20 protein-coding genes and 1 tRNA gene are annotated in these 18,296 nt (G+C 60.3%); 16 read left to right on the top strand and 5 right to left on the bottom strand.

The window, feature by feature from the left end:
- Positions 1 to 40: 40 nt before the first annotated feature.
- From RHSP_RS26380 to RHSP_RS26340, 9 genes are read left to right on the top strand one after another with little or no spacing between them, the layout of a single operon-like run.
- On the top strand, positions 41 to 724 hold the full coding sequence (locus RHSP_RS26380; RefSeq protein ID WP_004125800.1) for an MtnX-like HAD-IB family phosphatase: 684 nt from the start codon (positions 41 to 43) through the stop codon (positions 722 to 724).
- Positions 725 to 744: 20 nt separating this feature from the next.
- On the top strand, positions 745 to 2,166 hold the full coding sequence (locus tag RHSP_RS26375; protein WP_004125797.1) for an aspartate aminotransferase family protein: 1,422 nt from the start codon (positions 745 to 747) through the stop codon (positions 2,164 to 2,166).
- Between the two features lie 4 nt (positions 2,167 to 2,170).
- Entirely contained in the window at positions 2,171 to 3,124 is a 954-nt protein-coding gene (locus RHSP_RS26370) for an arginase family protein (protein ID WP_004125792.1), read from the top strand.
- Positions 3,121 to 3,474, top strand: coding sequence for a DMT family transporter (locus RHSP_RS26365; protein ID WP_004125789.1), 354 nt, complete (start codon positions 3,121 to 3,123; stop codon positions 3,472 to 3,474). Before RHSP_RS26370 ends, RHSP_RS26365 begins: the two co-directional genes overlap by 4 nt.
- Complete coding sequence (locus RHSP_RS26360) at positions 3,471 to 4,343, top strand: fatty acid desaturase family protein (RefSeq protein ID WP_004125786.1); 873 nt, start codon at positions 3,471 to 3,473, stop codon at positions 4,341 to 4,343. Before RHSP_RS26365 ends, RHSP_RS26360 begins: the two co-directional genes overlap by 4 nt.
- On the top strand, positions 4,333 to 5,148 hold the full coding sequence (locus RHSP_RS26355; protein WP_004125784.1) for an alpha/beta hydrolase: 816 nt from the start codon (positions 4,333 to 4,335) through the stop codon (positions 5,146 to 5,148). The genes RHSP_RS26360 and RHSP_RS26355 overlap by 11 nt, the downstream gene beginning before the upstream one ends.
- Entirely contained in the window at positions 5,129 to 6,277 is a 1,149-nt protein-coding gene (locus RHSP_RS26350; protein ID WP_004125782.1) for a GNAT family N-acetyltransferase, read from the top strand. The genes RHSP_RS26355 and RHSP_RS26350 overlap by 20 nt, the downstream gene beginning before the upstream one ends.
- Entirely contained in the window at positions 6,277 to 6,771 is a 495-nt protein-coding gene (locus RHSP_RS26345; RefSeq protein ID WP_004125780.1) for an EamA family transporter, read from the top strand. Before RHSP_RS26350 ends, RHSP_RS26345 begins: the two co-directional genes overlap by 1 nt.
- Positions 6,771 to 8,111: an SAM-dependent methyltransferase gene (locus tag RHSP_RS26340; RefSeq protein ID WP_037154722.1), complete on the top strand. Its 1,341-nt coding sequence runs from the start codon at positions 6,771 to 6,773 to the stop codon at positions 8,109 to 8,111. Before RHSP_RS26345 ends, RHSP_RS26340 begins: the two co-directional genes overlap by 1 nt.
- On the opposite strand, the gene RHSP_RS26335 is transcribed toward RHSP_RS26340, so the two are convergent.
- A complete protein-coding gene (locus tag RHSP_RS26335; protein ID WP_037154719.1) occupies positions 8,052 to 8,921 on the bottom strand; it encodes a MipA/OmpV family protein in 870 nt (289 codons plus the stop codon). The two genes, RHSP_RS26340 and RHSP_RS26335, sit on opposite strands and share 60 nt — an antisense overlap.
- A 594-nt stretch (positions 8,922 to 9,515) precedes the next feature.
- On the opposite strand from RHSP_RS26335, the gene RHSP_RS26325 reads away from it, so the two are divergent.
- Entirely contained in the window at positions 9,516 to 10,262 is a 747-nt protein-coding gene (locus RHSP_RS26325; protein WP_004125770.1) for a phosphatase PAP2 family protein, read from the top strand.
- A 37-nt stretch (positions 10,263 to 10,299) separates the two neighbouring features.
- Here the strand turns inward: RHSP_RS26325 and RHSP_RS26320 are convergent, their stop codons facing one another.
- Positions 10,300 to 10,941 (bottom strand): DUF1007 family protein, encoded by a 642-nt coding sequence (locus RHSP_RS26320; protein WP_004125767.1) that lies wholly within the window; start codon positions 10,939 to 10,941, stop codon positions 10,300 to 10,302.
- 409 nt (positions 10,942 to 11,350) lie between these two features.
- On the opposite strand from RHSP_RS26320, the gene RHSP_RS26315 reads away from it, so the two are divergent.
- Positions 11,351 to 12,538 (top strand): IS481 family transposase, encoded by a 1,188-nt coding sequence (locus RHSP_RS26315; protein ID WP_004125765.1) that lies wholly within the window; start codon positions 11,351 to 11,353, stop codon positions 12,536 to 12,538.
- A gap of 44 nt (positions 12,539 to 12,582) precedes the next feature.
- On the opposite strand, the gene RHSP_RS26310 is transcribed toward RHSP_RS26315, so the two are convergent.
- A tRNA-Gly gene (locus RHSP_RS26310) sits at positions 12,583 to 12,657 on the bottom strand.
- A gap of 243 nt (positions 12,658 to 12,900) precedes the next feature.
- Between RHSP_RS26310 and RHSP_RS26305 the strand changes: the two genes are divergently transcribed.
- The 4 genes from RHSP_RS26305 (at position 12,901) to RHSP_RS26290 (ending at position 15,628) form a co-directional block, all read left to right on the top strand.
- Positions 12,901 to 13,410, top strand: a complete 510-nt coding sequence (locus RHSP_RS26305; RefSeq protein ID WP_004125762.1) for a prolyl-tRNA synthetase associated domain-containing protein — start codon at positions 12,901 to 12,903, stop codon at positions 13,408 to 13,410.
- Between the two features lie 159 nt (positions 13,411 to 13,569).
- Positions 13,570 to 14,544 carry a thioredoxin gene (trxA, locus tag RHSP_RS26300; protein WP_004125760.1) on the top strand — a complete coding sequence of 325 codons (975 nt, stop codon included), beginning with the start codon at positions 13,570 to 13,572 and terminating at the stop codon, positions 14,542 to 14,544.
- A 225-nt stretch (positions 14,545 to 14,769) separates the two neighbouring features.
- On the top strand, positions 14,770 to 15,429 hold the full coding sequence (locus RHSP_RS26295; protein WP_037154735.1) for an LON peptidase substrate-binding domain-containing protein: 660 nt from the start codon (positions 14,770 to 14,772) through the stop codon (positions 15,427 to 15,429).
- Between the two features lie 10 nt (positions 15,430 to 15,439).
- The gene (locus tag RHSP_RS26290) at positions 15,440 to 15,628 is read left to right on the top strand and encodes a Trm112 family protein (protein WP_037154712.1); all 189 of its coding nucleotides are present in this window, start codon (positions 15,440 to 15,442) and stop codon (positions 15,626 to 15,628) included.
- Between the two features lie 82 nt (positions 15,629 to 15,710).
- Here RHSP_RS26290 and RHSP_RS26285 read toward each other — a convergent pair whose 3' ends face one another.
- Positions 15,711 to 16,130 (bottom strand): nuclear transport factor 2 family protein, encoded by a 420-nt coding sequence (locus RHSP_RS26285; RefSeq protein WP_004125756.1) that lies wholly within the window; start codon positions 16,128 to 16,130, stop codon positions 15,711 to 15,713.
- A gap of 102 nt (positions 16,131 to 16,232) precedes the next feature.
- On the opposite strand from RHSP_RS26285, the gene RHSP_RS26280 reads away from it, so the two are divergent.
- A complete protein-coding gene (locus RHSP_RS26280) occupies positions 16,233 to 17,012 on the top strand; it encodes an AraC family transcriptional regulator (protein ID WP_004125753.1) in 780 nt (259 codons plus the stop codon).
- A 48-nt stretch (positions 17,013 to 17,060) separates the two neighbouring features.
- Here the strand turns inward: RHSP_RS26280 and RHSP_RS26275 are convergent, their stop codons facing one another.
- Entirely contained in the window at positions 17,061 to 18,275 is a 1,215-nt protein-coding gene (locus RHSP_RS26275) for a ubiquinone biosynthesis hydroxylase (RefSeq protein WP_004125750.1), read from the bottom strand.
- Between the last annotated feature and the right edge of the window lie 21 nt (positions 18,276 to 18,296).

Here is an 18,296-nt window from a genome sequence, read left to right as displayed (position 1 = left end):
GTTGTTAGAGGCAGCTGGGGATCAGGCGAAAGGGCGTGTTATGCAGGTGTTTTGCGATTTTGATGGAACCATCTCCATCGAAGACGCGACGGATATGGTGTTGACTCGTTTCGCCGGCTCCGAGTGGGAAGATATTGAACAGCTCTGGAAGCAGGGGCTGATCGGCTCCGGCGAATGCATGCGCCGGCAGATCGCTCTTATCGAGGCTAGCAGGGCGGAACTCGACCAGTTTCTCGACACGGTGTCGATCGATCCCGGTTTCGAGGGCTTCCTGTCCTATTGCCGCAGCGGTGAGTTGCCCGTGACCGTCGTCAGCGATGGCGTGGATTATTTCATCCGCCGCATTCTGTCGCGTCACGGTATCAACGGTCTGCCGATCGTTGCCAACGTGCTCACCTGCAGCGTTTCCCAGGGCCGCGAGTCCTATTCGCTGTTTCCGCCATTCCAGGCGACCGGCTGCGTGTCGGGTGCCGGCGTGTGCAAATGCCGTGTTGTCGATAGCAATGACCTGCAGGTCTATATCGGCGACGGGCGAAGCGATTTCTGCGTTTCCGACAAGGTCGACCTCGTTTTCGCGAAGGCCAAACTTGTCGATTACTGCGAGGAAAACGGCATTCCTTATGTCGGTTTCGAAGACTTTTCTGATCTGCTTCCAAAGATGGAAGCCGTTCTCCCGAGCGTCGAGCGACGCTCCCGTGCGCTGCCGCATTTCAAGACAGCGTGAACTAGACCGAGAGGCATAGAATGAAAACGAATGTAGCCGAAGCCTTCAGTGGCCGGACTGAAACGTCCGTCCGCTCCGAAGAAGAATTGCGCGCTCTTGAAGAGGCGTATTGCTCCCATGGCGACACGGTTCACTATACGGACAAGCCGAAATTCTTCGAGGGATGCGAAGGCTCCTTTGTCTATGATCGCACCGGAACGCCGTTCCTCGATCTGCAGATGTGGTACTCCGCCGTCAATTTCGGCTATCGCAACGAGCGCCTGAACGCCGCTGCCCATCGCCAGCTCGACCAGCTGCCGCAGGTCGCCTCGCAGTATCTGCACCGCGAGAAGGTCGAGCTTGCAGCGATGATCGCCCAGGATGCCGAGAGCAAGTTCGGCCATAAGGGCCGCGTTCACTTCAACGTCGGCGGCTCGCAGGCTGTCGAGGATTCGCTGAAGCTTGTGCGCAACTACACCGGCGGCAAGAGCCTCATGTTCGCCTTCGAAGGCGGTTATCACGGCCGCACGCTCGGCGCTTCGGCAATCACTTCGAGCTACCGCTATCGCCGCCGCTACGGCCACTTCGGCGACCGCGCGCAGTTCGTCGAGTTCCCCTATTACTTCCGCGGCCCGAAGGGCATGTCGAAGGAAGAATACGGACATTACTGCGTCCAGAAGTTCGCCCGCCTGTTCGAGAGCGAATATAACGGCGTCTGGGATCCGAAGGCCGGCAAGTCCGAATATGCCGCCTTCTACATCGAGCCGATCCAGGGCACCGGCGGCTACGTCATTCCGCCGATGAACTTCTTCGTCGAACTGAAGAAGGTGCTGGACGATCACGGCATCCTGCTCGTCGTCGACGAAATCCAGATGGGCGTCTACCGTACCGGCAAGCTCTGGTCGATCGAGCATTTTGGCGTCTCGCCGGATGCGCTGATCTTCGGCAAGGCGATCACCAACGGCCTCAACCCGCTTTCCGGCGTCTGGGCCCGCGAAGAGATGATCAACCCGACCATCTTCCCGCCCGGCTCCACGCATTCGACTTTCGCCAGCAACCCGATGGGGACTGCCGTTGCGCTCGAAACGATGAAGATGCTGGAAGAGGAAGATTTCGGCGCGGCCATCATGGAGAAGGGCGCTCATTTCCTCGACGGGCTGAAGCAGCTGCAGAAGCGCCACGCCATTGTCGGCGAGGTCGATGGCCTGGGCCTCGCCCTGCGCATGGAAATCTGCAAGGACGACAGCTATACGCCGGATAAGGCGACGATGGACTGGATGTGCGATGAAGGCATGAAGGGCGACCTTCAGGTCGGTTCCAAGACTTACGGCCTCGTGCTCGACGTCGGCGGCTACCACAAGAACGTCATCACCTTCGCGCCGAACCTGCTCATCACCCGCGAAGAGATCGATCTGGCGCTTGCACTGCTCGATCAGCTTCTGACGCGCGCTGCTCGGAGATAAGACGGTGCAACTCCTGCTTCTTCATCTCGATGACGCATTGGAGTTGCAGCCGGACTTCGTGCGCGCCTGCGAATTTGCAGGCGCGCACCAGTATTTCGACAAGGACGCGGGGCGGGAGGTCCGGCTTTGGGGCAAGCAGAGCGCCCTTGCCGATCTCGGCCGCGAAATCGTCAAGAATACGCCTGCAACCGGCAAGGACTCGCAACTCTGCTTCATGGGGTCCGGCGACTTTCATCATATTACAGCGCTGCTTCTCGATGGTGCGCTCGAGCGGCAGCCCGGACCCGCGACGCTGATCCATTTCGACAACCATCCGGATTGGGTCAACTTCGACGGCGGCATGCATTGCGGCTCCTGGGTCAATAGCGCGCTTGGCAATTCCAACATCCAGAAGGTCATCACGATCGGCGTCTGCAGCCATGATCTTCGCAGCCCCGAGCGCAAGGGTGCGAACCTGCACTGGCTCGGCGAAGGCAAGCTGGAACTTTACCCCTATGAGCACCCGCCGAGCCGTGTTCTTGCCGATTACGGCAATGGCGCCAGCTACCGGCAGGAAAAGGGAGCCCTGCACTGGAAGTCGATCTCGGAGATCGGCGAAGAGAACTTCATCGACCGGATGCTCAGCCGCATTCGCACCGAAGCCGTATATGTGACGATCGACAAGGACGTTCTGGCCGCGGATGACGCCGTGACGAACTGGGATCAGGGCCGCATGCGGCTGCCCTATCTTTTGGCTCTGATCAGCGAAATCGGCAGCCGCCACCGCATCATAGGCGCCGATGTCATAGGCGATTATTCTGTTCCGAGTTATGCTGGCGGCCTGCGGACACGGTTCATGAAGCGAGCTGAGATTTTTATCGATCAGCCTCGCGTCCGGCAGGGGCCCGAAAAGACCAGAAACATCAACAGTGCGGCCAATCACGCGCTGCTGGAAGTTCTGGCGGAGTATATGGAATGACCGGCAGCCTGACCCTTCCCATGCTTGGGCTCATACTCTTCTGCGTGCTGGCGGAAACGGCTCGCGAGGTTTGCTTCAAGCAATCCGCGAGCGCGCATACGCTGGTTGCGGCGATGGGCAAGCCCGTGACCTGGCTGGGTATCATCTTCTGGGCGGTTGAGCTATTTGGCTGGACTGCCGTTCTTGAGAGCGTTCCTCTCACCATCGCCTTTCCTCTCATGGCACTGAGCTACGTCGTCATCGTGTTCGCCGGCGCCGTCATCTTCAAAGAACACATTAACCTGCGTCACGCGACGGGCGTGTTTTTCGTCACTGCCGGCGTGGCTTGCGTAGGAGTTACCGGATTATGAAAATCTTTGCGCATAGCAGATGGGATGTGGCGCCGGTTCTGGCCGCCGTCGCCCATCTCGTTTTCGACGTCTATCTGATCGTCGGTTTCGAAAGCCGCCCGCTGTGGGTTTCGGTCGTTCTCGGCAGCCTTTACGCCGTATCGATTTCCTGGAACATCAACAGCATATCGCATAATTTCATCCATACGCCCTATTTCAAGCCGCGCTGGATGAACTACGGCTTCAGCTTGCTGGAGTCGGTTGCGATCGGCTTCTCGCAGACCTATTACCACTGGGTGCACATGCGCCATCACTCCGGCAACAGCGACCGGCCGGACGAAAAGGGCGATACTATCGATCTGCTGTCGATCTATCGTCATGGTCACGACGGCAAGCCGGAGAATGTGTGGTCCTATACGTTCCTGAGCTTCTTCCGCGACAGCATCGGCGATGTCCACAAAGCCATCGCGCGCAACCGTCCGTTCGATGCGGCCTGGGGCCGGTTCGAGCTCTTCTTCTTCCTGGGGCTTGCAGCGCTTGCGCTTCTTTATGACTGGAAGGCCGTGCTGTTCTTCGTACCCTTCTATTATCTCGGCAATTGCCTGTCGTCGCTCAACGGCTATTACGAGCATCTGAACGGCGATCCGGACGAGCCGATCGCATGGGGCGTTTCCAGCCACAAGCCGTTCTACAACTGGCTCTGGTTCGGCAACGGCTACCATGCCGAGCATCACTATCGCCCGCGCACGCACTGGACGAAGCTGCCTGCCCTTCACGATCAGATCAAGGAAGAGCAGGAAAAGGCCGGAACGCATGTCATCAGCACCTGCCATGCCCTTGGCTTCATGGCCAAGGAGAACCGGCAGGCGGAGCTCTCTCATGAAAGCTGATGACTTGAGCTTCTTCATGGAGGGCTCAAATGGAAAAGGCATACTTCTCGTGCATGGGCTGACGGGTGCACCGGCTGAAATGAAGCTGGTTGCCCGTCATCTCAATCGCAGGGGATATAGCATTTATGCGCCGCTGCTGGCTGGTCATGGCGTCGACGTGAAAACGCTGCGCCGCACCCGCTGGCAGGATTGGCTCGAGAGCGTCGTTGAGGCATCGGCTCTGCTGGCGACGAGGACCCAAGAGGTCTTCGCCGCCGGCATTTGCGTTGGCGGCAAGCTGGCGATGCTGGCCGCCGAGCAGCAGCCCGGCACGATCGGCGCAGCAGCCATCTATTCGCCTTGCTTCAAATATGACGGCTGGGACGTTCCCTTCTATTACCCGCTGCTTTCCTCGCAGATCGGCTGGCTGTCGCGCGTTCCCTTTCTCGATCGCCTGAGTTTCAGCGAGACGAACTCGCTCGGCATCAAGGACGAGCGGATGCGCCGCCTGATCGAGGGCATGGCAAGCGAAGGCGTTCTGGAGAAATTCCCCGGCAAGGGCCTCGTCGAGATGCATCGGCTCGGCAAGGCGCTGAAAGGCGTCCTGCCGAGGATGCAGACCCCGACGCTGATCCTGCATGCCGAGGACGATGATCTCGCCAGCCCGAAACACGCACGCTACATTTCAGAGCATATCGGCAGCCCGCATGAGCTGAAATGGATCAAGGACAGTTATCATATGATCCATGTCGACCGGCAGCACCGTCAGGTGGCCGATTTTACCGCGGATTTCTTCGAGGCGCGTCATGTCGCAGCCGCTGCTTAAACTCGTGCCCAAGCCAGCCGGCAATCCGGTGACGGAAGTTCATTCCAGCATCCGCGCGATCGGCCGCGATGCCTGGAATGGGTGTTCTCAGGGCCAGGTCGAAGACTATGATTGCCTGCTTGCCATCGAGGAAGCGGGGATCGCAGGTTTCGAATGGCGCTATGTCACCGTCGTCGAGGATGGGCGCGTCAGTGCCGCCATGCCGGCCTTCCTGTGCCTTTATGCGCTTGATACGACGCTGGAGGAGGGCTTTCTGCGCCAGTCCGTACGCCGCGTACAGCGCGTCTTCCCGAATTTCCTGAAGCTGCGCCTTGCCTGCCTCGGGTCGCCCTGCACCGAGACCGGCGCCATCGGCTTCCACCCGGACGTTCCGGTGGAACGCCGCAGCGCGCTGTTTACAGAGCTTCTGTCGTTCTTCGAACAGTATGCCGCGACCCAGCGCTGCGCGCTGGTCGGGCTGAAGGACATTCCCGAACCGACCTCGGCGGAGTTCGGCGCGGCGCTTTCCGCGCGCGGCTATGCCTCCATCGGCGGCCTGCCGACAGCCTGGCTCGACGTCGATTTCAAGACGATCGACGAATACCTCGCCAAGCTCTCCTCCGGCACCCGCAAGGACATGCGCCGCAAGCTGAAGTCGTTCGAGCAGGTCAGGGTCGAGATCAGGACCGATTTCGGCGAATTCCTGCCGCAGGTGATGGCGCTCTATCATGACACGCGTAACCGCAGCGACTGGCAATTCGAGGAACTGACCCCTGAGTATTTCCAGGGCGTTCTCACCCGTATGGAAGGACGTTCCTACTGCGCCTTCTATTTCGTCGGAGACACGCTGCTCGCCGCCAATCTGATCGTGCATGACGACCGTGTCGCCATCGACAAATTCTTCTGCATGGACGGTGAAAAGGGGCGGCCCTACAATCTTTACTTCCTCAGCTGGTTCACCAATCTGCGCTATTGCCTGGATCACGGGATCCGCCGTTATCAGAGCGGTCAGGCCTATTATGAAAACAAGGTGCGCCTCGGCAGCAAACTGACCGCCAATGCGATGTTTTTCCGTCATCGCAACCCCGTACTTCAGGGGCTGCTCAGGCTGGTGTCGCCGCTGTTCTCGACAGACGAGGGGGAAGCGTGATGCCGATGCGCCTTTCCTGGCTCGCCGTGCCGGTGCTGAACACGCTGTTCCAGTTTTTCATCAAGCTCGGCGCAGAGCAAATGCATAGCGAAAGCCCGGAGGCCTGGCTCTGGCAGGCGCTCTCGTCCTATTGGATATTGGCCGCCATCGCCGTCGAGATCGTCACCTTCTTCATCTGGATGAACGTGCTGGCCGAACTCGATCTCAGCCGCGCCTTTCCGCTTTCGGGCATCAGCTACGTGCTGATCATCGCGACAGGCTGGTTCATCTTCGACGAGCGGGTGGTCGCGCTGCAGATCATCGGCAGCGGACTGATCCTGACAGGCGTCTGGCTCATCGCCGGCGCCAATGTCGAGACAGGAACTAAAGTCGAGAATGGGGCCAAGGTCGAAACCGAGACCAAGACTGAGACCAGGGCCGAGGCGGGGGATCGCCGCGATTTGGACGTGGGGCAGCGCAAAGAACTGCGCACGGGTACCGGCAAGGATAGATAATGCCTAACTTACAAGCTGAAAATCGCCCCAAGGGCGCATCTCCTGCTGCTTTCTCCAGCCTGGTGGACTGGTGCGTGAAGCGCGCGCTGTCGTCCATCGTCACGCGTGGGGCGCTGACCGTGACGACGGCAAGCGGCCGCGTCCTGACATTCGGCGACGGCACTGGCGAGCCTGTTCACGTCCGCTTTAGCGATAACAGGGCCGAATGGGCGCTTCTGATCGATGCCGACAAGCTGCTCGGCGAACTCTACATGGATGGCCGTTTCATCGTCGAGCGTGGCACGCTTTATGATTTCGTGGCGATGATGCTGCGGGAGGCGCAGAACAGCACCCACCCGCTGATCGCGCGCATCATCGACGGTGTGAGAACCAAGCTGCGGATTTTCCGTCACCGCAACATGCCGGGTCGCTCGAAGGCCAATGTCGCCCACCATTACGATCTCGATGGCCGGCTCTATGAACTCTTCCTCGATCCGGACCGGCAATATTCCTGCGCCTATTTCGAGCATGCCGACCAGTCTTTGGAAGACGCGCAGATCGCCAAGAAACGGCACCTTGCCGGCAAGCTTCTGATCGAGCCCGACAACAGCATTCTCGACATCGGCTGCGGCTGGGGCGGGCTGGCGCTGCATATGGCCGAGCACGCGCCCGGCGGTTATGTCCTCGGCGTCACGCTCTCCGAGGAGCAGCATGAATATGCCACGAAGCGCGTCGCCGAAAAGGCCGGGGGAACGCCGGCGGAGGTGCAATTCGCGCTCAGGGATTATCGCAGCCTGACCGGCCGGTTCGACAGGATCGTCTCGGTCGGCATGTTCGAACATGTCGGCCTGGCATCCTATCGCACCTTCTTCCGCAAATGCGCCGAGCTGCTCGAGGATGACGGCATCATGGTGCTTCACACCATCGGCTGCTCTGCGACGCCCGGCTTCACGACGCCGTGGCTCGACAAATACATCTTCCCCGGCGGCTATATTCCGGCCCTCTCGGAAATCGTGCCTGAAATCGAGGCGGCGGGGCTTGCGATCACCGATGTCGAGGTATTGCGGCTGCATTATGCGAAGACGCTCGAAAACTGGCGGGAGCGCTTCATGGCGCGCTGGGACCAGGTCGCGCAGCTCTATGACGAGCGCTTCTGCCGCATGTGGGAATATTACCTTTCGACGGCGGAAGCGGCGTTTCGCTACGAGGATCTCGTCGTCTTCCAGATCCAGATCGCCAAGCGCAACGATATCATTCCGCTGACGCGGAACTACATCGCCGATCACGAGGCGCGCAACGGCTCAAAAATTAATGTTGAAGGTTCGGTTGAGCGTAAAACCGATAATGTTCTGGTTGGGTGAGCCGAACCGCGAGGTGACAGGGCTATCGGCGGCAGCGCCTATCAGGCGGTTATACTTCCCGTAGACCTGCACGCTCCATTCGGGCGAGATCGAATAGGTGGCGGCCACGGTGACGCCGACGGATTTAAAGCCGCCGTCGGCCTCGAAAGCGCTGATGCGGCCGCTTCTTACCGCCTGGCTATTCGGCGAGACGCCGAAGTTGCTGCGCATATAGGTGGTGTTTGCCAGCGACAGGCGCGGTCCGGCCGATAGCAGCCACCTGTCTCCGACCGGCTGGAACCAATCGAGCGCAAGGTCCGCCACAAGGCCGTCGCCGCCCCAGAGCGACTGACGTATTTCCGTGCGGAACCGGAGCTGATTGTCCTTCAGCCAATATTGTGCGAAGCCGCCGGCATCGAGGTTCCAATGCACGCGGCGCTGGCTCTGCAGGCGCAGATTATCCAGGTCCAGGCGATCATCCCTGAAGCCGACCACAGGCCCGATTTCGAGGCCGCCGAGATCGAAGAGGCCATAGTCGAAATTGTCGTCCGGCGCGCTGTATTCCGGGGCTTCGCCAAGGCGATGGAAGTCGAAGGCGGGCAAGACGCCGAAGCTGTAATGCTTCGATCCTTCGTAAGTCGGGCCATACTCCACGGTGGCGCCGAGCGTCACGACCCAGGTGTCGGAGGTCTTGGACGTATCGGAGGAGGTTTTTTCGGAGCCCTGCGCCATGGATGACGCGGGAAACGCCATGAGTGCGGATGTTACCAGCAGGCCCGTTCCAGCCGCTGCCATCAACCGGGCGGCGAATGATGTCCCAACACTTAACACTATGACAATATCCGATCCCTGGTCGCCCTCACGGCAGTCTTATCACAGCCCAAGGTTCCGAAAATAGCGAAAATTTCAAATGCGGTTCGTGCATGCGGCCGACGGCCGGAACGCTTTGCGCGGTTTGCGGAAGATCGGCGGTCACCTCCGTCGGGCTGCACAGGCCGCAGCCGCGGGGACGCTTCTTCCGGGTCTCGGCGACGGCGCGGGACGATGGCGTGTTCACTTGCTGGCAATCGAGATGCTCTCCGTCCCGGACGAATGGAACCTCTGCCGCCGTCCATGTTCGCAAAGGGTGTCGACGAGAATAGGGGCATAACATTTCATGAACCTGAAAACCTCGCATCGTGCACAGGCTGATTGTGCGTTCTTTGCGGTTGGATTGCGCTGTTTTTATCACTAGATAGCGGTTGTCCTCATTTCGGACGGAACTCCGGGCGACGACAGATCCCTTTCCGGTCGCGGAAGTGGCGACCTGGAGCAATTCCAGCAAAAGTGCGAAGCAGTTTTGCTGGAATTGCGTGAGAACAAGAAGACAGGGCAATCTCGTGACTCCGCTTAGAACGGAAATGCTCTAGACAAACGGGCGAAGGCATGAAGGATCAAGGATCTGGCAACGCGGGCATCATGGCACGGCTCAGCCGCTACGAGCCGTTGTTGCTCTTTATGTTTGCTGCTCTTTCGGGTGGAATTTTCCTGTTCGTCTATCTGACGGGCGAGGTTCTGGAAGGAAGCACCAAGAGATTCGACGACGCCATATTGCTGGCGCTTCGCCAGCCGAGCGATCTGTCCGTTCCGATAGGGCCTGCGTGGCTCACCCATGCCGTCAAGGACATCACAAGCCTCGGCGGGACCACCGTGCTTGCGATGATGACGGCGCTGGTAACGGTCTACCTGCTGCTGGACCGTCGGCGCGCGATCGCCATTTTCGTGCTTGCCTCGGTGCTCGGCGGATGGGCGCTCAGCTCTCTGCTGAAGCTCAGCGTCGCGCGGCCGAGGCCGGATATCGTGCCGCATCTGGTCGACGTGAACGATCTGAGTTTTCCAAGCGGCCATGCGATGGTGTCGGCGGTCACCTATCTGACGCTCGCGGTCCTGATTTCCGGCACCCGCCGCTATCGGTCGACGCGCATCTTCGTCGTCGCGACCGGTATTCTGCTGACGCTGTTGATCGGCATGAGCCGCGTCTATCTCGGCGTGCATTATCCGACCGACGTGCTCGGCGGCTGGTGCGCCGGAGCGACCTGGGCGCTCGGCTGCTGGATCGTTGCCCGGCGCTTCATATCGCTGTCACGAGGCGTCGATGGGCCGGCGCGGGTCGATTCCCCGCCGCCGGAGTGAAAGAGGCGTCAGAGCGCCGGTTCACGACGTCGCGAGATCAGCACTGGACTTCCAGCCGCGTTGCCACCAGCAGCGAATAGTCCGTGCCCTTCGGATCGCTGAAGAACATGCTGGTCAGCGCCGCCTGGTTTTCCGCCATGACTTCCTTGGGGTTGGGCCTGATCACCTTGCGCTTGCAGCGGCTCAGAGCCGCTCCCGAGATGGTCATGTCGTTGTCGGTGGCGAAATCGACCGCGGTGTAGAGCGTCTTGTCGTAAATTCCGAAAATCGTGGTGCCCTTGAGGAAGGTCTTCTGCTCGGGCTTCAGCGAAAAGGATAGGGTCAGCGAGCCGTTCTTGTAATCGGCCTTGACGTCATCCGGCTTGGCCATCGGCACCGCTTTGCCGTCGATGGTGACGTTCGTATAATAGCCGTACTGTGCAAGCGAATCCCTGACCGTCTTGCCGACCGCCTTCAGTTCGCTCGCGGTGAGCGCCTGGTTGCCGGCCTTGCCGAAATCCATGAGAACCGACGAGGAAAACACCTCGTCGAAGCTCCAGACATTGCGCAATTCGCCGATCGAGCCGTCGGGCGCTGCCGCGACCTCGAACTTGGCGTCGATGAAGATATGCGGATGAGCGAGCGCCGGCACGGGCAAAAACGACAGAATCGCAAGCAGCAGGGGCGTCTTTTTTCTCATGCGCGCAATACCGCGTTCCGTTCGTCAGGTTGATATGCAGCCCTGGACGTCAATTGGGACTGATTTGAGACCCGGAGAATTTCCGTAGAGCATTTCCAGGAAAAGTGCGCAGCGGTTTTCCGTCCGGAATGCGTAAACAAGCAAGAAGATAGAGCATTTTCGCGATTCGAAGAAAAGCGAAAATGATCCAGCAATCGACCGCTCCGATTCGTGACATGCCGGTCATGGCTGAGTGCCGCGACAAGCGGCATCCACACAGCACCACGGCTGCAGCCTGCTGCGAAAAAGATGAAGGCCGTTGCCGACCTATCCATCGAAAGCTCATTTCTGAGTGCCCGACCTGAGAGATAGGTGACATTTTGTACCGGAGACATGGGTAACACTTCTGGCTTTTTGGCGGGAGGTGTTGATGCCGTGGAGAGAGGCTTCGGTGATGGAGGAACGTCTACGATTTGTCGCCCGGCTGCTTGAGGGCGAAGGCATGAGCGATGTGTGCCGGGAGTTCGGCATTTCGCGCAAGACCGGCTACAAGATCTTCAATCGCTATAAGGACGACGGCCTGGAGGCGCTGACGGATCGGTCGCGCCGCCCGGTTCGCTACGCCAATCAGTTGCCCGTGCCGGTCGAGGCGATGATCGTGCGGCTCAAGAAAGACAAGCCGCATTGGGGTGCGCGCAAGATCCGCGAGCTGTTGGTGAAGCGGCTTGCCGGCGATGTGCGCATCCCCGCCAAAAGCACGGTGCATGCCATTCTCGACCGCCATGGACTGGTCGCCCATGCGCGCAAACGACACCGACATCGAGCCGAGGGAACGGCGTTGTCACAAGCACCGATGCCGAACGATCTGTGGTGCGCCGACTTCAAGGGCGAGTTCAAGCTCGGCGACGGACAGTACTGTTACCCCCTGACGGTCACCGACCAGGCCTCGCGCTTTCTGCTTGCTTGCGAAGCCTTCGAATCGACAAAAGAGGTGGGCGTCTTCGAGGCGTTCCGCCGGCTGTTTGCCGAGCGTGGCCTGCCGCTCGCGATCCGCAGCGACAATGGCTTGCCCTTTGCCAGCCCAAACGGGCTCTACAATCTCTCGAGGCTGTCGGTGTGGTGGCTCAGACTCGGCATCACGCTGGAGCGCATCAGGCCGGGCCGTCCACAAGAAAACGGCCGGCATGAGCGCATGCACCTCACGCTGAAGAAGGAGGCGACCAAGCCGTCTGGCAAAAACACTCTCCAGCAGCAGGCTCGCTTCGACGCTTTCGTCAGCGAATTCAATCAGCAGCGGCCGCACGAGGCGCTCAACATGAAGGTGCCCGCAGATCTCTACGTCACTTCCTCGCGCCCCTATCAAGGCCTGCCGGAGATCAACTACCCCTTCCATGATCGAGAGGCGCTGGTGACCAATTGCGGCCGCATCTGCATCTACCGCAAGAAGATCAACATATCGACCGTAATGGCCGGCCAGAAACTCGGAATCACGGAAGTCGACGACGGCATTTGGCTCGTCAGCTTCATGCATTATGATCTGGGATATATCGACTTGGAACAGAGAACCTTGCAAACCATCGACAATCCGTTCGGCTCGAGATTGTCACCCATGTCTTAGGTACGTTTTGTTACCTATGTCTCCGGGCTGGACAAGAGGAAAACTGGAGCGGGCGAAGGGATTCGAACCCTCGACCCCAACCTTGGCAAGGTTGTGCTCTACCCCTGAGCTACACCCGCTCATTCCCGTCGCGATCCGGGGTAGTGTGTTGGACCGCTGGGCGTCGTCTTGCGGCGACGGGCGGTATATGGCCTAACCACTTTTCAAATGCAACAGGGAAATGACGAGTTCGCCAAGAAAAATTTCGAGTTTTTTGTCCGGCCCTTCGAAAAGCCCTGAAACGTCGGCCTTTGGCGTCTGAAAGATTGCAATGAAATTGTGGGCGACGTATCAGGGGCGAACTATTTGCACTGCGAGATCCCATGACAGAGACCAGCCCGAAAACACGCGACGATCTTTTCCGATTCCTTGATGGGCTTGGCATCAGCCATAGCACCAAGGATCATGCGCCGGTCTTCACCGTCGCCGAATCGGTGTCGCTGCGCGACGAGATTCCCGGCGGCCACACGAAAAACCTGTTCGTGAAGGACAAGAAGGACAACTTCTTCCTGCTGACCGTCGAGGAAAACGCGAGCGTCGATCTGAAGACGGTACATACGCTGATCGGTGCGGCGAGCAAGGTCTCCTTCGGCAAGCCGGAAAAGCTGATGGAATATCTCGGCGTCATCCCAGGCTCGGTCACTGCATTCGGCGCGATCAACGATACCGGCCGGAACGTTACCTTCATCCTCGATGCCGAACTGATGGCGCATGACATCGTCAACTGTCATCCTCTGTCGAACGATGCGACGACGTCGATTGCCAGCGCCGACCTCGTGCGCTTCATGGAGGCGACGGGTCATGCGCCGCTAGTCTTGAAAGTCACGGGCTAAGGTACGATTTTAGCGCTGAGATTATCGCGAACGGGGCGTCTTCGGATTGTCCGATCGCTTTGACGACTTCATTGGGCGTGTTGCCATCCGGACCTGTTCGGTTCGTTTGGAAGACATGCTCTTCAAAAGATCACGGATGCCGGCAGGCGGGAGACACTCATGAGCGGTCCGAACAATCCCTATAACGCTTCCTTTGGTGGGCAGATGTCGGCCTCGGCATCGTTTGGCGCAGCACCTGCCGCATCCGGCGCTTCGCCGATCAAGGACACGACGACCGCCAATTTTGCCAAGGATGTGATCGAGGAATCGCGCAAGCAGCCGGTGCTGGTCGATTTCTGGGCACCCTGGTGCGGTCCGTGCAAGCAGCTGACGCCGGTTCTGGAAAAGGTCGTCACCGAGGCCCAGGGCCGCGTCAAGCTGGTCAAGATGAATATCGACGACCATCCGTCCATTGCCGGCCAGCTGGGCATCCAGTCGATCCCGGCCGTCATCGCCTTCGTCAACGGCCGTCCGGCCGACGGCTTCATGGGCGCGGTTCCGGAAAGCCAGGTTCGTCAGTTCATCGATCGCCTCGGCGGTCCCGCAGGCGGCACAGACGACCAGGCAGCGGAGATTGCCGCCGTTCTGGAAGAGGCGAGCGGCCTCTTGGCAGCCGGCGACGTCAATGGTGCCGCCGAGCTCTTCGGCGCGGTGCTGCAGGCCGACCCGGAAAACGCCAAGGCGCTTGCCGGCATGGCGGAATGCATGATTGCCGCCGGCCAGAGCCAGCGCGCCCGCGAAGCGCTTGCCGACCTGCCGGAGACACTTGCCAACGATGCCGGCATTCAGGCCGTGGTCAAGAAGCTCGATCAGATCGATGAAGCCCGCAAGCTCGGCGATCCCGTGGCGATCGAGCAGGAGCTGGCCGCCAATCCCGACAATCACGAGCAGCGCATCAAGCTCGCCAAGATCCGCAATGTCGAAGGCAAGCGGGAAGAGGCGGCCGATCATCTTCTGACTGTCATGCGCAAGGATCGCAGCTACGACGATGATGGCGCGCGCCGCCAGCTGCTGGAATTTTTCGAAGTATGGGGTCCGAAGGATCCCGCCACGATCGCGGCGCGGCGCAAGCTTTCCTCGATCCTGTTTTCCTGAGCGAGCAAGCGCAGCGCCCGGCATCGTCCGGGATCGCTCGCCGAAAGGCGGGCGATCACAAAAGCGAAGGGGCGCATCGACGCTCTGAAGCAAAATACTCTTGTGTTTTTGGCAGACGAGCCCACATTGTCGGTTGCGCGGCATAAGATGGGCAACGGCCGCGACGGTGTGTCGTTCCTGCGCGCCCGTGGCGGCGAGGCGCAGCGATCTAGCGGGATGGAAAACATGCAAGTGGGTAATGCCAGATACCTGAAGCCGGGCGATCTGCCCGAAACTGTGGTCGTCTTTCCCTTGTCGGGCGCCTTGCTATTGCCCGGCGCGCAACTGCCGCTCAATATCTTCGAACCGCGCTACCTCGCCATGATCGATGCCGCCATTGCCGGCAACCGCCTGATCGCGATGGTGCAGCCCGCGCTTGGAGAGCCGGCTGATTCGCCAAATCTGTCGCGTGTCGGCTGCCTCGGCCGTATCACCTCCATGTCCGAAACCGGTGACGGGCGTTATATCATCGCGCTGACGGGCATTTGCCGCATCCGGCTGATGGAGGAAGTGACCGCTCATCAGCCCTATCGCATTTTCCGCATCACGCCCTTCATCTCCGACCTCAAGTCGCACCATGAGGAGGGCACCGTCGATCGGCCCGCACTGCTTTCGGCCTTCAGGGCCTATCTGGAGGCCAACAAGTTGGAGGCGGATTGGGAGAGCGTTGAGCGCGCCGACAATATGATGCTGGTCAATTCGCTGTCGATGATGGCGCCCTTCGATCCCGCCGAGAAGCAGGCGCTTCTCGAGGCTCATGATCTGAAGACGAGGGCGGAAACCTTCATCGCCATCATCAAGATCGTGCTGGCCGGCTCCGGCGACACCGGCTCGGTCCTGCAATAGGAGTTTGCCCATGGATGTCACGGTCAGCAAAGTGGATCCGAAACTGCTCGATCTGCTCGTCTGCCCGCTCACCAAAGGGCGGCTGAGCTACGATCGGGAAAAGAACGAGCTGATTTCGGAAAAGGCCCGCCTTGCCTATCCGATCCGCGACGGCATCCCGATCATGCTGATTTCGGAAGCGCGCCGCATCGAAGACTGAGACTCTTTTTCAGGATCCGGGCATTGAAGGCTATCGAGTCTCTTGAGCGCGGCGCCGCCGTGATTTCGCCCGGCCAAGCGCTTCAATCCGGCATTCGCGAACCCAGATCCCGGTCATGCGCCGCCCCCTCGATCAGGTGGGTCAGTTCGTCCACCAGGCTGATGCGATTTCCGCGGAACTGATAGTAGGCGATCACCTTGAGACGAATACGCTCGCCGGTGATCTTCACGGCTTCGGCGACATGAACCGTTGCCGCGGAAACGCCGTCGGTCACCACATGCTCGAAGCTGACGCTACTTGAGGCAAGACCGGCCTGAAGCGCTTGGCTGTGGCGGAGGAAGCCCTCGTAATCGAGCTGCTTTCCGTCGACACGCTGGATGTAGTCGGGTGTCAGCAGCTCGGCGAATTGCTCCGGCTTGGTGGCCGGATCGGTGAATGCGGCAAACATGCGGTCGAGCAGTTCATGAACTTCGCCCTGTGTCATGGCAGTTTCGGTCGCCATCGGTATCTCCGTCGTGTTTCTCAGGTTGGGAACACCTTTCACCTAGCTCGCCCGTCTTTGCCTTGCTAACGTATCCATGCCATTCAATAGGGCTTTGAGGCCATGCATGATTTCCTTGTCGATCCTCTCCGCCTCGATTCGGCGGCAGAACCGGTAATCCTGGCCAGCCGCCGCCGGCAGGCTGAAATGCGGCGCACGGAGCGACATAGCCATGCGCGAGGCCAATTGCTCGGTACCATGCAGGGCTTGGTCACGATCGGCACGGATCACGGTCGCTGGCTCATCCCGCCCATCAACGCAGTATGGCTTCCGCCGCATATCGAGCACGATTTCACATCACACGGCGCTTTCCACGGCTGGAGCGTCTATGTGGCCGAGACCGCCTGCGCTGCCCTGCCGAAGACCCCGCGCGTGATCCGCCTTTCAGGTCTGCTGGATGAGGCGGTGGCTCGAGCTGCGAGTTGGCGGGAGGGGCCGCTATCCCAAGCGCAGGAACGGATCGCGGGCGTCATTCTGGACGAAATCGCTGCGATACCGGGGGAAGCCCTTGATCTGCCGATGCCTGCCGATCCTCGGCTGCAAAGAATTGCGCGCGCTATCGCGGATGATCCGGCCGAGCGGCAGCGCATGGAAGATTGGGCTGCCTGGGCAGGCATCGCGCCGCGTACGCTGAGCCGGCGGTTCGTGCTGGAGACGGGCCTTACATTCAGCACCTGGCGCCAGCGCGCCCTGCTGCTGCGATCTCTGGAAATGTTGGCCGCCGGCAATTCCGTAACCACGGTCGCCTTCGACCTTGGTTACGAAACGGTCAGCGCCTTTATCGAATTGTTCCGCGCACATTTCGGTACAACGCCGGCGCGATATTTCAGGCAATCGGCCTGACTGAACCTGAGCCCGAGGTCAGGTACACTCGCTCCCGCTGCCGTCCGTTCAAATCGCCTCACCCGCGAGGAGCCGCGGATTATCCCGAGCGGTCGTACCCGCGGCCTGGCCGATGAAGAAGGATTTGAGGCTCGGCAGGCGGTCGACGATGCCGAGGCCGAAATCGCGGGCGATGCGCAAGGGCGAGATATCGTTGGAGAACAGCCGGTTCAGCACGTCGGTCGTCACCCCCATGCGGAAGGTATCGAAACGCCGCCAGGTCTGGTAGCGCTCGAGGATATTGATCGAGCCGATGTCGAGGCCGAGGCGATCGGCTTCCACGATGGTTTCGGCGAGCGCCGCCACATCCTTGAAGCCGAGATTGAGGCCCTGGCCGGAGATGGGGTGGATGCCGTGTGCGGCATCGCCTGCCAGCGCAAAACGCGGCGCGACGAAGGCGCGGGCGAGCGTGAGGCCGAGCGGGAAGGCGCGCCGCTCGCCGACGGCGTGCAAAGTGCCGAGCTTGTGGCCGAAACGGCGCTCCAGTTCTTCCTCAAAGACGAGGTCGTCCGAGGCGACCAGTCGCTCGGCGTCGAATGTGCGCTCCGTCCAGACCAGCGAAGAGCGGTTGTTCTTCAGCGGCAAGATGGCGAAGGGGCCGGAGGGCAGGAAATGTTCTTCGGCGCAGCCGCCATGCGGCCGCTCATGCTCGACGGTGACGACGATGCCGGACTGGCCGTAGTCCCAGTTGACGGTCTTGATGCCGGCCATGTCGCGCAGCTTCGAACGCACGCCGTCGCAAGCGACCAGCAGCCGCGCTTCCAGCGTGCTGCCGTCCGAAAGCGTCAGTGTGGTCTTGGCATCGTCGGTCACGAAGCCGGTGGCGCTGAGGCCGTGGCGGATGGTGACGCCCAGGCGCTCGCAGGCGCCGCGCAACGCGCCGACCATGGCAAGATTCGGCACCATATGGGCAAAAGGCTGGCCCTCGGCCACCTCGCCGTCAAAGGTGAGGAAGACCGGGCGCACGGGATCGCTGGTGCGCGAATCGGTGACGATCATGCGGGTGATCGGCTCGGCCTCCGGCGCGATCTCGTCCCAGACATCAAGCACATCCAGCATCTTGGAAGCTGCGGCGATGACCGCCGATGCCCGCATATCCTTCTTCCAGGCGCTTTCGGGAGCCGCCTCCACGACCATGACGTCGAGATGGGGAGCCGCTTGCTTGACGGCGACCGCGGCGGCAAGGCCCACATATCCGCCACCCACTACCAGCATGTCCAACATAGCGCTTCCCTGTGTCTTACT

It is taken from the genome of Rhizobium freirei PRF 81 (assembly GCF_000359745.1).
GTDB classification, from domain to species: Bacteria; Pseudomonadota; Alphaproteobacteria; order Rhizobiales; family Rhizobiaceae; genus Rhizobium; species Rhizobium freirei.
The sequence above is the reverse complement of the archived record's forward strand: the minus strand, read 5'-3'. Positions and strand labels throughout refer to the sequence as shown.